Source organism: Micromonospora sp. NPDC049060 (genome assembly GCF_040649055.1).
GTDB lineage: Bacteria > Actinomycetota > Actinomycetes > Mycobacteriales > Micromonosporaceae > Micromonospora > Micromonospora reichwaldensis.
This window is the reverse complement of record NZ_JBEZEV010000073.1, coordinates 23145-36160: the sequence shown is the minus strand read 5'-3', so window position 1 is coordinate 36160 and position 13016 is coordinate 23145. Positions and strand designations below refer to the sequence as shown.

12 protein-coding genes and 1 pseudogene are annotated in these 13016 nt (G+C 71.6%); 9 read left to right on the top strand and 4 right to left on the bottom strand.

Annotated features, from left to right (window positions below):
* Nucleotides 1-255 precede the first annotated feature (255 nt).
* Entirely contained in the window at nucleotides 256-1038 is a 783-nt protein-coding gene (locus AB0B83_RS22855; protein ID WP_357579874.1) for a maleylpyruvate isomerase N-terminal domain-containing protein, read from the bottom strand.
* Nucleotides 1039-1595: 557 nt separating this feature from the next.
* Here AB0B83_RS22855 and AB0B83_RS22850 point away from each other — a divergent pair.
* The 9 genes and pseudogenes from AB0B83_RS22850 (at nucleotide 1596) to AB0B83_RS22810 (ending at nucleotide 9976) form a co-directional block, all read left to right on the top strand.
* Nucleotides 1596-1895, top strand: coding sequence for a transposase (locus AB0B83_RS22850; RefSeq protein WP_357579873.1), 300 nt, complete (start codon nucleotides 1596-1598; stop codon nucleotides 1893-1895).
* 75 nt (nucleotides 1896-1970) lie between these two features.
* Nucleotides 1971-2639, top strand: a complete 669-nt coding sequence (locus AB0B83_RS22845; RefSeq protein WP_357579872.1) for an IS3 family transposase — start codon at nucleotides 1971-1973, stop codon at nucleotides 2637-2639.
* A pseudogene (locus AB0B83_RS22840) lies at nucleotides 2548-3965 on the top strand (IS30 family transposase). Before AB0B83_RS22845 ends, AB0B83_RS22840 begins: the two are co-directional and overlap by 92 nt.
* Nucleotides 3949-4266 (top strand): integrase core domain-containing protein, encoded by a 318-nt coding sequence (locus AB0B83_RS22835; RefSeq protein ID WP_357579871.1) that lies wholly within the window; start codon nucleotides 3949-3951, stop codon nucleotides 4264-4266. Before AB0B83_RS22840 ends, AB0B83_RS22835 begins: the two are co-directional and overlap by 17 nt.
* 531 nt (nucleotides 4267-4797) lie before the next feature.
* Nucleotides 4798-5814, top strand: coding sequence for a CapA family protein (locus tag AB0B83_RS22830; RefSeq protein ID WP_357579870.1), 1017 nt, complete (start codon nucleotides 4798-4800; stop codon nucleotides 5812-5814).
* Between the two features lie 140 nt (nucleotides 5815-5954).
* A complete protein-coding gene (locus AB0B83_RS22825) occupies nucleotides 5955-7280 on the top strand; it encodes a glycosyltransferase 87 family protein (RefSeq protein ID WP_357579869.1) in 1326 nt (441 codons plus the stop codon).
* Complete coding sequence (locus AB0B83_RS22820) at nucleotides 7277-8332, top strand: glycosyltransferase (RefSeq protein ID WP_357579868.1); 1056 nt, start codon at nucleotides 7277-7279, stop codon at nucleotides 8330-8332. Before AB0B83_RS22825 ends, AB0B83_RS22820 begins: the two co-directional genes overlap by 4 nt.
* On the top strand, nucleotides 8329-9294 hold the full coding sequence (locus tag AB0B83_RS22815; RefSeq protein ID WP_357579867.1) for a lysylphosphatidylglycerol synthase domain-containing protein: 966 nt from the start codon (nucleotides 8329-8331) through the stop codon (nucleotides 9292-9294). The genes AB0B83_RS22820 and AB0B83_RS22815 overlap by 4 nt, the downstream gene beginning before the upstream one ends.
* 52 nt (nucleotides 9295-9346) lie before the next feature.
* Complete coding sequence (locus AB0B83_RS22810; RefSeq protein WP_357579866.1) at nucleotides 9347-9976, top strand: class I SAM-dependent methyltransferase; 630 nt, start codon at nucleotides 9347-9349, stop codon at nucleotides 9974-9976.
* Between the two features lie 138 nt (nucleotides 9977-10114).
* Here AB0B83_RS22810 and AB0B83_RS22805 read toward each other — a convergent pair whose 3' ends face one another.
* The 3 genes from AB0B83_RS22805 to AB0B83_RS22795 all read right to left on the bottom strand — a co-directional run bounded on the left by AB0B83_RS22805 (nucleotide 10115) and on the right by AB0B83_RS22795 (nucleotide 12818).
* Nucleotides 10115-10921, bottom strand: a complete 807-nt coding sequence (locus tag AB0B83_RS22805) for a BTAD domain-containing putative transcriptional regulator (RefSeq protein ID WP_132234238.1) — start codon at nucleotides 10919-10921, stop codon at nucleotides 10115-10117.
* 182 nt (nucleotides 10922-11103) lie between these two features.
* A complete protein-coding gene (locus tag AB0B83_RS22800) occupies nucleotides 11104-11820 on the bottom strand; it encodes a polysaccharide deacetylase family protein (RefSeq protein WP_357579865.1) in 717 nt (238 codons plus the stop codon).
* Nucleotides 11817-12818 (bottom strand): glycosyltransferase family A protein, encoded by a 1002-nt coding sequence (locus tag AB0B83_RS22795; protein ID WP_357579864.1) that lies wholly within the window; start codon nucleotides 12816-12818, stop codon nucleotides 11817-11819. Before AB0B83_RS22795 ends, AB0B83_RS22800 begins: the two co-directional genes overlap by 4 nt.
* Between the last annotated feature and the right edge of the window lie 198 nt (nucleotides 12819-13016).

Below are 13016 nucleotides of genomic sequence, written 5' to 3'. Positions count from 1 at the left end.
GAAGGTGGCAAGCGTGCCCCGGCGCACGCCGCGCAGCCGGCCGTGCGGCAGGTCCGGCGCGTTGACGTTGAGCACGCTCTCCACCGGCCCGGCGGCTCCGCCCCGAACCCCGGCCCTCCTCAGAGATGCCGGGGCGGATCACCTCGCCGGGCACCACAAGGGCTACCAGCTTCCCCGGACGGTTCGTCCGGTAGGGCCCTCCACCGGACGGTCTACGACTGCCCGACGAGGAGATCAGTGACTTCATCCAAAGTGTTACGCGGACGGGTCCCAGGCTGCGAGCTGATCGAAGATGCGACGGTCACCTTCGAACTTCAGCGAATCCAGCGATATGCGGCCGTAGAAGAACAGGACCAGGTCACTGGCCGTGCCCCGGGCGGAGGCGTCGGCCGTGACCGGGTTCGGATCCTCGCTGGCAGCCGGCGCGCCGAGGCGGGCGGCCCACGCGCCGTCGCGGGACAGCCGAAGGCGCCAAGAGCGGCCCTCGGTGGCGTAGTAATCGACGATGGCGGGTTCGTGCGGCCAGGCGACATCCGTCGAGCAGAGGGTGAACTGGCAGTCGTCGAAACCGTCGAGGGCGACCTCGACTGGTAGCGGCTCCGGGACCCCCACGGTGAGCTGGACATCGTAGGTGTGCACCGCGATCTCGGGAACCTGGCGCCGAGCCCATGCACCGGAGGTTTCCGGTGACTGCGAGTCACCCCAGAACGTCCAACAACCGCGGTCCGGGCCGGCCTCACGCAGCGCGCTCGTCAGTCGCTCGACGGACTCGGTCCACCAGGCCAGGAGAGCCTCGCGTTCCCGAAGCGCACCCGTGCCGTCGTCCCAAGCGGACTTCTCCGGGGGCGCGTCGGCCGGCCCGGCGGCGACGATGGCGGCCGCCCTGCGGCGGCCCATGCCCAGGTGCTGCACGAGATCGAACAGCGTCCACTCCGGGCAGCTCGGCACCGGCACGTCGAGGCTGGGCGCCGCAGCGACCGCGGCGCGGAAAGCGGTCGACCGTTCGTCAATCAGCCGCAGATGATCAGTGAACGTCAAAGTTTTTTGCACTCCGGCTGTCTACCAGTGTGCTCCGACTACCGGACAGCGATTTTCGCAGCCGACGCGGCGGACCGCCCCCGCACTGATACGTGCCCTCGGATGATCTGCGCAAAGCAGGGGAGCGGGCGGTGCCCGTTCCGTGCCCGATGGGGCGGGTGCCGAGGGTCAACGGCGGTCAACTCCTGGACGTGGCTGCCGGCATGGGACCGCAGTTCACGCCAGGTCAGTGCCGGACGACTTCCGCCCGTGTCAGCACTTCCTAAACCGCCTGCAGCGGTCGCTGGAGCGTGTCAGCGTCCCGGGGACCAGGTGGGGAACACACGGCCTGCGCGATGGTGCGCGGCAGGACGTGACCGCACGGCCTGATCTTGGGGATAGCGTGTGTGACTGCGTGGACGTGTGGCGAAGCGTCCTGGGGGTCAAGGGGTCGTCGGTTCGAATCCGGCCGTCCCGACGGTTATTGAGCACGGCATCCACAAGATCATTGATGATCTTGTGGTCACGGTGCCTTTCCCCTCGTAGCGTGGAGGCCAGAATTTGAGGGATAGAGGTTCATGGCTGAGACGAGACGCCGGTTCGATCCGGAGTTCCGCGCGGGCGCGGTCCGGATCGTGCGGGAGACCGGGAAGTCGATCGCGCAGGTAGCGCGTGATCTGGGGATCAACAGTGGCACGCTGGCCAACTGGGTGCAGCAGGATCGTGCCGCTCGTGGCGAAGCCGCTGCTGGGCAGTTGGCCGAGGACGAGCGGGCGGAGCTGGCGCGGTTGCGGCGGGAGAACGCCGAGTTGGCGATGGAGCGTGATGTCCTCGAGCGATCCGTGGTCCTGTGGGTCAAGGAAGCGACGGGCCGGTGAGCGTGGCCGCCTTCATCGCTTCCCAGAGGACCGAGCACGACGTGCCGCACGCGGTGGCCTGCCGGGCCCTCGGGGGTGTCCGAGTCGTGGTTCTACAAGTGGCGGGACCGTCGGCCGACACCCCGCCAGGACCGTCGGACCAGGCTGACGGACGCGGTCCGGCGCGTCTTCGACGCCTCGGGCGGCACCTACGGCAGTCCACGCGTCGGCGACGAGTTACGCGAGCAGGGATGGCGGGTGTCGGACAACACGATCGCCGCGCTCATGGCCGAGCTGGGCCTGGTCGCCAGAGCGAAACGCCGGCGTGGGCTGACCCGGCAAGGCAAGCGGCCAGCCGCCGAGGACCTGGTCAAGCGCCAGTTCACCGCTCCCGCGCCGGACGTGGCCTGGTGCGGCGACATGACTGAGATCGTCACGCAGGAGGGCAAGCTCTACCTTGCCACCGTCATCGACCTGTACTCCCGGCGCATCCTCGGCTACGCCATGGGCGACCGGCACGACGCCGGCCTGGTCGTCGCCGCGTTGAACATGGCCGCGGTCACCCGCGGCGGCGATGTCGCCGGAGTGATCTTCCACAGCGACAGGGGCAGCGAAGGCGGTTTCAACCGGCCGTCGCAACACCTTGATCGCGGAGGTGTGCATGGGCAGGAGCATGAAGCTGGAGCAGGTGCCGGAAGGGACGCGGAGGCAGTGGGCCGCGGACCGGGCGCTGCGGGCGCCGATGCGGTCGCCGGGTCGGCCTGAGCCTTCGCGCGCTGTGCAGCGGCAGTTCTGACGGCTGATCGCGACGGGGATCACGACGGTCGAGGCCGCGCTTGCCGTTGGCGTGTCGTGGCCGGTTGGGGCGCGGTGGTTTCGTCACGCTGGCGGCATGCCGCCGATCAGCCTGGACGAGCCTTCGGGCCGCTATCTGTCCTTCGCCGAACGCGAGGAGATCGCGCTGCTGCGGGCGCAGGGCACGGGCGTGCGGGAAATCGGCCGCAGGATCGGACGCGATGCGGGGACGATCTCGCGTGAGTTGCGGCGCAACGCGGCGACCCGGGCCGGCAAGCAGGAGTATCGGGCCACGGTGGCGCAGTGGAAGGCGCAGCAGGCGGCCAAGCGTCCGAAGACCGCCAAGCTGGTGTCCAATCCGCGGCTGCGCGAGTACGTGCAGGACCGACTGTCCGGGGCGGTGCGCCGGGCTGGCGGCGAGCTCGTGGCCGGGCCGACGGCTCGGGCCTGGAAGGGACGCAACAAGCCCCGCCGGAAGACCGCCCTTGGGTCACCGCCTGGAGCCCGGAACAGATCAGCAACCGGTTGAAGCTCGACTTCCCGGATGATGAGTCCATGCGCATCTCGCATGAGGCGATCTACCAGCCGCTGTTCATCCAGGGCCGGGGCGCGCTGAAGCGTGAACTGGTCGCGTGTCTGCGCACCGGCCGGGCACTGCGGGTGCCGCGCGCCCGGGCCCGGCAACGCCGCGACGGCATGGTCACCCCGGAAGTGATGATCAGCCAGCGGCCGGCCGAGGTCGAGGACCGGGCCGTGCCGGGGCACTGGGAAGGTGACTTGATCATCGGGCTGGACAGGTCCGCGATCGGCACCCTCGTAGAACGGACTACCCGCTTCACCTTGCTGCTGCACCTGCCCCGTATGGACGGTTGGGGCGTCGAAGCGCGGTCGAAGAACGGCCCGGCCCTGGCGGGGCACGGCGCCGAAGCCGTCCGCGAAGCGATCGCCGCGACGATCACCGCCCTGCCCGAGCAGTTGCGTCGCACGCTCACTTGGGATCGCGGCAAGGAACTCGCCCAGCACGCGAAGCTAACGATCGACACCGGCGTGCAGGTCTACTTCGCCGACCCGCACAGTCCGTGGCAGCGCGGCACGAACGAGAACACCAACGGGCTGCTCCGGCAGTATTTTCCCAAAGGTACGGACCTGGCCCGCTGGAACACCGGCGAACTCGAGGCGGTGGCGGCAACATTGAACAGCCGGCCGCGCAAGGCACTTGGGTGGAGAACGCCCGGTGAAGCCCTTAACGATCTGTTATCGTCCATTCAGGACAGTCGTGTTGCAACGACTGGTTGACACCGGTGAATACTGCTCGGCCGACTTCGCCCGGGCGTGCGCCCGCTGGAAGGTACGCCAGTCGATGGGCCGGGTCGGCTCGTGCTTCGACAACGCCGTGGCCGAGGCCACCTTCTCCACCATCAAGGTCGAGTACGTCCACCGTCACCAGTTCCGCACCCGTACCGAGGCCCGGCTGAAGATCGCCACCTGGATCACCGACTTCTACAACCGGCGCCGCCGCCACTCCGTCTGCGACGGACGCTCGCCCATCGACTATGAACGATCAGAGACCCGCGCCCTGGAGGCCCAGGCCGCATAACGGAGCCCTCCACGATTCCAGGGGATTGACACAGCCTTGTTGTGCGCAGATTACGTGCGATGGCGCTGGTGTTGAAGCCGCAGACGTAGGTGCTCGCCGCAGGTCAAGGCTGTTCGCCCCCAGTAACCCCGACATGTGTCCGCCGAGGGTCGATCGTCGTTGACGCCTGGGTGCAGGTGATCTCCGCAGCCCGGCCCAAGTAGATCTTCCCCTTCACCGGGGGTGCAGCCTGCCCAGCTCCGCCGGCAGCCGGGCGGTTACGTCGGAGCAGGCCGTCGGGAGACGGTTCGCCAAGACGTCGCCGACATCTGACTCTTCCTGCACCCCGGGAAGGGGATCTTCCTCTTTGCCGGCGCCCTGTTTGAAGCAACGGCATTATGTGCTGATATGAGGGTAATGTCAGCTCTGGTAGTGCTCATGATCGCTGTTCTGGCGGGCGGCTGTGACGCGGCGGAGAGGGAGCCGAGAGGCGGGCCACCCAACTCCTCCACCGCCGCCACCAGCCCCAGACCTCGAACCACACTCACCGTGGTGGCGGCCGGCGACCTGCTCGTACACCCCGCGCTCACCGAGCAGGCAGCCGCCGATGCGCGCCGAGCAGGACGCGATGGGCACGACTTCACCCAAGTGCTCGCCGGGGTCCGCGCCCGCGTGAGCGCCGCCGATCTGGCTATCTGCCACATGGAGACGCCCCTGGCCGAGCCTGGCGGTCCGTTCACCGGCTGGCCGAACTTCAGCGTGCCCCCCGCACTCGCCGACGCCGCTGCATGGGCAGGATTCGACACCTGTTCCACCGCATCCAACCACTCACTGGACGTCGGAGCCGAGGGCATCGCCCGCACTCTCGACAACCTCGACCGGGTGGGCCTGCGGCATACGGGCACGGCCCGCACTGCGACGGAGAGCCAACGCCCAAACGTCATGGACGTGGGCGGCGTGAAGATCGGACAACTCTCGTACACCTTGAGCTTCAATGACATCCCACTGCCACCCGGACGACCGTGGGCGGCCAATCTGATCGACGCGGACGCCATCCTCGCCGAAGCACGGCGGGCCCGCGTTGCCGGCGCGGAGATCGTCATCCTGTCGATGCATTGGGGTACGGAGTACCAGAACGAACCGAACGCCGATCAGGTCGACCTCGCGAACCGGCTACTGTCCTCGCCCGACATCGACCTGATCATCGGCCATCATGCGCACGTGGTGCAGCCCTTCGAGAAGGTCGGCGCGAAGTGGGTCGCCTACGGCATGGGTAACCTGACCACCCGGTTCAGTGACGGCTCGGCGGAAAATACCCAGGACGCGGTTGTGCCTGAATTCACCTTTACTCGCACCCCGTCCGGCGGTTGGGAGGTCACCGCCGTGACCGTGCTGCCAACCTGGATGGAGTACCGACCGACGGCCCGCGTCGTCGACCTGACCGCCGCGCTGAGTGACCCAGTGGTGCCCGCTCCGCGTCGGGCGCACTACGCCGCGATCGTACGGCGGATCAACGGATACGTCGACCTGCGGGGCGCCTTCTCCGCCGGGCTGCGGGTGCCACACTGAATCGCGACAGTTCTGTCCGGCGCGACGGCCGGTGTCGATCCGGCCGCTGTGGACGGTGGGTAATCCAGACCAGTTACAGGATGCGTTCAGTGATCGATTGTTACCGTTCTCCCGCCGACGCCTGAAGGGGGAGATCGGTGATGACCCTTTCGTCGGCACCAGACCCCGGCTCTCGGCCGCGACGTCACCCCGGCCCGGCGCTCCCGGCCACCGCCCTGCTGCTGCTCCCGGTGCTGGTGACCGCCGCCGCGGTCGTCGTGTACCGGGCGACCGGCCGGTTCTGGGGCGACCTCGCGGCCTACCGGACGGGCGCGCTGGCCGCCGCCGGCGGCGACGGGCAGCTCTACGACGTCGCCCACCGGGGCGCGGACGGCATCGCGCTGGGCTTCACGTACCCGCCCTTCGCCGCGCTGCTGCTGCAACCGCTGGCGTACGTCGACACCGCCGTCGGCGTGGGGCTCTGGACGCTGGCCTCGGTCGTCGCGTTGTCCGCGGTGGTGCGCGTGGCGCTGCGCGCCGCCGGCGCGGGCCCGCCGGTACGCCCCGGCGCGGTGCTGGCGGGCACCGTCGCGGCGCTGCCGATGTTCCCGGTGGCCGGTCACCTCCAGGTCGGTCAGGTGGGCCTGTTCCTCATGCTCATCGTGCTGCTGGACCTCACCTCCGGCCCCGCGAACCGCTGGCGGGGCCTGGGCGTCGGCATTGCCGCAGGGATCAAGATCACCCCGCTGATCTTCGTGGCGTACCTGCTCTGCACCGGCCGGTGGCGCGCGGCGGGGGTGGCACTGGCCGGGTTCGCCGCCACCGTCGGGCTCGGGTTCGCCTGGCGGCCGAGCGACTCGGCGAGGTTCTGGGGCGGCGGCCTGCTCGACACCGCGCGGGTCACCGACGATCCCCGCACCGTCCTGAACCAGTCGCTGCACGGCGCGCTGGCGCGCCTCGGCGACGTCGCCGACGCGCGTGCCGTCTGGCTGCCGGTGGCGGCGCTGACAGCGGTGGCCGGGATCGTCGTCGCGGCCCGCTGCGCCCGCGCCGGAGACGAGCTGCGCGGGGTGCTCGCCTGCGCGACGACGGGCGTGCTCGTCTCGCCGGTCTCCTGGCACCACCACTGGGTCTGGTGCGTACCGGCGCTGGTGCTGCTGGCGGCGCGGGCCCGGACGCGGGCCGACCGGGCCGCCGCGCTGGCCGGCGCGCTGCTCTGGACGCTCTGCGTGGCCAGCGTCGCCTGGATCCTCGTCGGCCTGCGCGGCGAGGACCTGCACTTCCGGGGCTGGGAGCTGCTGCACAGCAACACGTACGTGCTGGTCGGGCTCGTGGCGTTGGGCGTGCTGGCCCGGCGTCCCGGTGGGCCGCGGGCGGGCGCCGACCCGACCGGGCCGGCGCCCGCCGCGCCCCGGCACGACCAACCGCAGGAGAGGGACGGTGAGACCGTGACCCGCGCCGACGCCATCGAGGACCGGATCCGGTGAGGATCTCCGTGGTCGTCCCCAACTTCAACAAGGAGCGGACGCTGCACGAGTGCCTGTCGGCGGTGTACGCCCAGAGCCCGCCGCCGGCCGAGGTGATCGTCGTCGACGACGCGAGCACGGACCGGTCGCGGCGGATCGCGGCCGGGTTCCCCTGCGTGGTGGTGGCGTTCCCGGTCAACCGGGGCGTCTCGGCGGCCCGCAACGCCGGCGCCGCCCGCGCCACCGGCGACGTGTTGTTCTTCGTCGACTCCGACATCGCGCTGGCGCCCGGCGCGCTGGCTGCCGTGGTACGCACTCTCGAGGCGCACCCCGACTGCGGCGTGGTGCAGGGCATCTACGACCTGCGCCCGCTGCACGACGACGGGCCGGTCGAGGCGTACAAGACGCTGTTCGAGCACTTCTGGCGGCGCCGGGCCACCGGGGTGACGGCGACCACCATGTTTGCGCTGACCGCCGTGCCCAGGGCCGTCTTCGAGCTGGTCGGCGGCTTCGACGAGCGGCTGCGCGACGCCGAGGACGTGGAGTTCGGCACCCGCGTGCCGAGCCGCTACGAGATCCGGGTCAGCGACGAGATCGTCGGCCGCCACGACGACGTGGACCGGCTGTGGCCGTACCTGTCGGAGCTGTTCCGCCGTGCGGTGACGTACGCCGACGCCGTGGTCGTGGCCCGCTGGGAGCGGCCGGTGGCCGGCGCGGACGGCGCGGACGGCGCGGACGGCGCGGGCCGGACGCCGCACCGCGTCGACCTCGCCTCGGTGGTGGGCATGGCGGCCAGCGCGCTGGCTGTCGGCACCGCGTCGCTGGCCCTGGTGTCGCCCCGGCTGGCGCTGCTGGCGCTGGGCCCGCTCGCCGCCTTCGTCGTGGCCGACCGGGAGCTGCTGGCGTTCGCCCTGCGCCACCGCGGTCCGTGGTTCCTGCTCTACGCCGCGGGGCTACGGTGGCTGACGCACCTGACGGAGTTCGTCGGGATGGGGCTGGGGGTGTGCGGCGCGCTGCTGCGGCGGGTCCGTGCCGGCCGCGCCCGTCGGGTGACCCCGGTGTCGCAGCGGTGAGGGCCCGCTGGTGGCGGCTGGCCAACCATGTCCTCACCGCGGCCTTCGTGGTAGCCCTGACCGTCGGTCTGGTGCTGTTCGTGCGCGCCCAGGACTGGACGCCCGTGGCGACGCTCGCCGCCCGCCTCGACCCCGTCCGGGTGGCCGCCGCGTTGGCCGCCGCCATGCTGATCAACTCGGCAGGGCTGCTGCTCGGGCTGGCCTCGTGGCGGGCGCTCTTCGTCGACCTCGGGGCGGCGGTCGACCGGTGGACGGCGTACCGGATCTTCTTCGTCGGGTTCCTGGCCAAGTTCGTCCCGGGTCGTTTCGTGGCCCTGCCGCTGCTGCTGCGGATGGGCAGGGAGATCGAGGTGGGTCCGGTCCGGCTGGCCGGGGTGTTCCTGCTCAGCTGGGCGGTGGTCGCGATGACCGGGACGACGGTCGCGCTCGCGGCCGGGCCGGCGCTGCTGTCGGGCGCCGCCGGGTGGCTCCTGCTCGCCACGGTCCCCCTGGTCGTGCTCTTCGCCCGTCCGGACCTGCTCAACCGAGGGCTCGGCGCGTCGGCCCGGCTGCTGCGGCGACCGCCCCCGCAGGTCGCCGCGTCCCCGGCCGGCCTCCGTCGGGCCATCACCGCGCAGTCGCTGTCCTGGCTCGTCTCCGGGCACCACCTGTGGCTGCTCGCGGTGACTGCCGGCGCGCCGCCCCTGCGGTCGTACCTGATCTGCGTCGCCGGCTTCGCGGCGGCCACCGTCGCCGGCCTGGTGGTGATGGTCGCCCCGGACGGCCTGGGCGTACGTGAGGCGGTGCTCATGGTCGGGCTGGCCACCGTGCTGCCGGTGACCGTGGCGACGCCGGTGGTGCTGGTCAGCCGGCTGGTCTGCGCGCTGAGCGAGGTGGCGATCGGCGGCGGCGGACTGCTGGTGGCCCAGTACATGCACCGGCGCCGTGTCGGCCCGGTCGAGCGGGCGGCGCCGGTCGGCTGACCGGCCCGTCACCTGAGTCCGAGGCTGAGTCCGATAGAGAGTTGGTGACAGCATGTCGATCGCGCCACTGCGGACGATGGCACGGCTGGTCGGAGTCCCGGTCCGGGCGCTGGTGCGCCGCAGCACGAGGCTGAACGCGGCGCTCTGGGACACCCAGTACGCGCTGGGCTTCTGGGGCTACCTGGACGGCGCGGGCGACGGGGCCATGCCGCTGTCGCTGATCGAGACGTGGGCCCCGCGCCCGACGATCCTCGACCTCGGCTGCGGCACCAGCGCCAACCTTCCCCTGACCCAGGGCCGGTATCGGCACTACCACGGCGTCGACATCAGCCGCCGGGCGATCGAGGCGGCCCGGTCGCTTGACCGGCCGGACGCATCGTACGAGGTGGCTGACATCCGGGCCTACCGGAGCCTGGAACGGTACGACGCCATCCTGCTGCGCGAGGTCATCTACTACCTCTCGGTGGCGGAGGCGGAGCACCTGCTGCGCCGGCTGCCGGACATGCTCACCGCGCGGGGCCGGATCATGGTGCAGATCTACGACGTCGACCGGTCCCAGCAGTTCGTCGAGGTGATCCGCGGCTGCGGGCTGGACGTCACGACGCGGCTGCCGGCGGACTGCGCCGACGGCGCGACCGGCGCCTTCTTCGTCCTGACCCCAGTGGCCGCCCCGCCGGGCTGAACCCCGCGGCCGCCCGGCCGCTGCCGGGGCAGGGGAGGGGGCCCGCCGGGCTGAACCTCGCTGGCGCCCGGCCGCTGCCGGGGCAGGGGAGGGAGGCCCGTCGGACGTCCCGCGCGCCCCGGGCCCCCGGCCCCGCGCTCAGACGGAGACCCGGCGCTCCCACCACGGCCACACCGTCACCGGTTCGCTGCGCAGCAGCCGGCGATGCAGGTCCTGGAGCCGGTGCCCGGGTTCGACCCCGAGCCGGTCGGAGAGGGTGCTGCGGGCGTCCTGGAAGGCGGTGAGCGCCTCCGCCCGCCGGGAACTCTGCCCGAGCGCGACGAGCAGCAGCTCCCAGAGCCGCTCCCGCATCGGGTGCTCGGCCAGCATCCAGCGCAGCTCGGCGACCACGTTCTCGACGTCGCCGAGCAGGAGCCGTACGCCGGTCGCCTCCTCCAGGACGTCCTGGCGCAGCTCGGTCAGCCGGATGCGTTCGGCCTCGGCGAGCGGGCCGGTCGCCTCGTGCAGGGCCCGGCCGGTCCAGTGGGCCAGGCCCCGCTGGAAGAGGTAGAGCGATCGGGACAGGTCCGCCTGGGACCGGGCGGCGCGGGCCGCCCGGACGTCCTGTTCGAAGCGGATGATGTCCACGGCGTCCGACGGGATGTCGAGGGTGTAGCCGGGCCGGGTGGACCGGAGCACCCGGGCCAGGGCCGGCCGCCGGCCGGGCGGCTCCAGGACCCGACGCAGTCGGCCGATGTAGGTGTGCACCATGTTCTCCACCGAGTCGGGCCGGCGGCCGGCCCAGATCCCGTCGACGATCTGCGCGACGGACATCACCATGCCGCTGCGCAGCGCCAGCACCGCCAGGACCTCCCGTTGCCGTGGTGTGCCCAGGTACAGGTGCGTGTCCCCGCGCTGGGTCCGGATCGGCCCCAGGAGCAGTATGGACAGTTCATCGTGCGACATCAGGTGTCTCCCCCACCAGAGGAACCGGGTGCCAGGACCCGGCTCGGCACTTGTCGACGGCACTGTCCGGGCACCGGACAACCACGGCGTCGGGGCGGGTCCGGGACGGCAGGCGAGTCGACGGTTCGACGCGCGTTCGGCGGCTCCCCGCAGCGGGAGGGCCCTCGGGGCATCCGCGCCACCTACCGGTCGTCCGGGACGGTGACGAAGCGCAGCCCGCGATCGGTCAGCCTCGGGAGGACCTCGGCCAGGGCCGCGACGGTCTGCGACCGGTCGCCGCCGCCGTCGTGACAGAGCATGATCTGCCCGGGCCGGGTGCGCGACAGCGTCCGGGCGATCCGGGCGATGCCGGGGCTGCGCCAGTCGCTGGGGTTGACCGTCCAGTCGACCGGGACGAGGCCGAGCTCGGCGGTGGTCCGCAGCACCCGGGGCGACCAGTTGCCACCGGGGGCGCGGAACAGCCGCGGCGTGTGCCCGGTCGCGTCCTCGATCTCGCGCTGGGTCCGGTCGATCTCGGCGGTGATCTCGTGCCGGGCCAGCGCGGCGAACGGCTGCGGGTGCGTCATGGAGTGGTTGCCGATCAGGTGGCCGGCGGCCAGCACCTCCCGGGCCAGCTCCGGGTGTTCCCGCACCCGGTCGCCGACGAGGAAGAACGTGGCCCGCACGCCGTGCCGGTCGAGCAGGTCGAGCATCGGCGCGGTCCACCGCGGGTGCGGGCCGTCGTCGACGGTGAGCGCCACGTCGTCGCCCGGCACGCCGAAGGTCGGTCGCCGGGGACCGCCGAGCGAGGGGCGGCGGCGCAGGAGCTGCCGGCCGCGGTAGGCGAAGAGCAGGTAGTGCAGGGCGTGCGCGCAGATCTGGGAGCCCAGCCGGGCCACCGGTTTCCGGGCGCCGGTCATCGGGGCGTTCTCGCGGTGGTCACGCGGGTCGGCCCGAAGTCGCGGTCGGCGAGGTGGCGCAGCCCGCCCACGACGGCGCCCGTGACGACGGCCAGTTGGACCAGCAGGTGCACGGCGAAGAAGAAGACCGCGTACGCGGGCCCGCGCCGGTGCAGGACGAACCGCAGCAGCCCGGGCTCGGCCACCACGAACAGGGCGAGAAGGAGCAGCGACGCGGCCGGCCAGCCGCCGCCGAGCGGGGCCAGCGGCAGGGTCGCCGGCACCAACGTCGCGGCGACCAGGGCCACGGGGCTGTTGGCGCGGATGCCCGCCGGTCCGCGTTCGGCCAGGGCCACCGGGATCAGCAGCTGCGAGCGGTGGAACTGCTTGCGCAGCAGCGCCCCGAGCCGGCTGTCGTCGTCGTGTCGGCAGACGACGGTGTCGGTGAGGACGATGCCGTACCTGTCGCCCATCCGGTCGCCGAGTTCGACGTCCTCCGAGGCGCGCAGGTTCTCGTCGAACAGCCCGACCGAGGTGAAGACCTCGCGGCGGATGAGGCAGACCGCGAAGAGGGTCGTGCGCACCCGCCCGACGTTGCGTAGCCGCCAGTAGTGCCCGTGCAGCAGCCGGTACGCCTCGACCGGCCCGTCGTCGATCAGGGGTTCGAGCGCGTAGATGCCGTGTACGCAGGCGACGTCCGGCTCGCCGCGCAGGATCGCGAGGGCGTTCTCCAGGGCGTCCGGTTGTGGAGCGCAGTCGGAGTCGAGGAAGAGGAGCAGCTCGCCCGTGCTGGCCTGGATGCCGCGGTTGCGGGCGGCGGCTGGCCCGGCGTTGCGGTCGGTGACCAGCAGCCGACAGGGGAACCGCCGCGCGATCTCCCGGGTCTCGTCGGTGCTCGCGTCGTCGACGACGATGACCTCGGTCACCGGTTGTCGCTGCCGGTAGACCGCCTCGAGACAGGCGCCCAGGGTCTTCGCGCTGTTGTGGGCGGGGATGATGACCGACACCGTCGGCGGCATGATCAGCACCTCACCGGGAAGTAGGGTAATTCGTAAGTAATATTGACGCTGGGAATTCCGTCGGGCCGCGACCAAGTTATCGACCGGCAACCCCCTCCCGCAAGGGTTGCCTTGCGTAGTCAAAGTTCCATCCAGCCTCGGTCCAGGAAAGATTTCGGGGCGCTGGATAGCGTCGCGGCATGCCCAATCTGGTCAGCG

Bases quoted from the DNA above. Each gene is read 5' to 3' on its own strand.
- AB0B83_RS22850 (WP_357579873.1), top strand. From the start codon at position 1,596: ATGGCTGAGACGAGACGCCGGTTCGATCCGGAGTTCCGCGCGGGCGCG.
- AB0B83_RS22810 (WP_357579866.1), top strand. From the start codon at position 9,347: ATGTCGATCGCGCCACTGCGGACGATGGCACGGCTGGTCGGAGTCCCG.
- AB0B83_RS22795 (WP_357579864.1), bottom strand. From the start codon at position 12,818: ATGCCGCCGACGGTGTCGGTCATCATCCCCGCCCACAACAGCGCGAAG.
- AB0B83_RS22825 (WP_357579869.1), top strand. From the start codon at position 5,955: ATGACCCTTTCGTCGGCACCAGACCCCGGCTCTCGGCCGCGACGTCAC.
- AB0B83_RS22800 (WP_357579865.1), bottom strand. From the start codon at position 11,820: ATGACCGGCGCCCGGAAACCGGTGGCCCGGCTGGGCTCCCAGATCTGC.
- AB0B83_RS22805 (WP_132234238.1), bottom strand. From the start codon at position 10,921: ATGTCGCACGATGAACTGTCCATACTGCTCCTGGGGCCGATCCGGACC.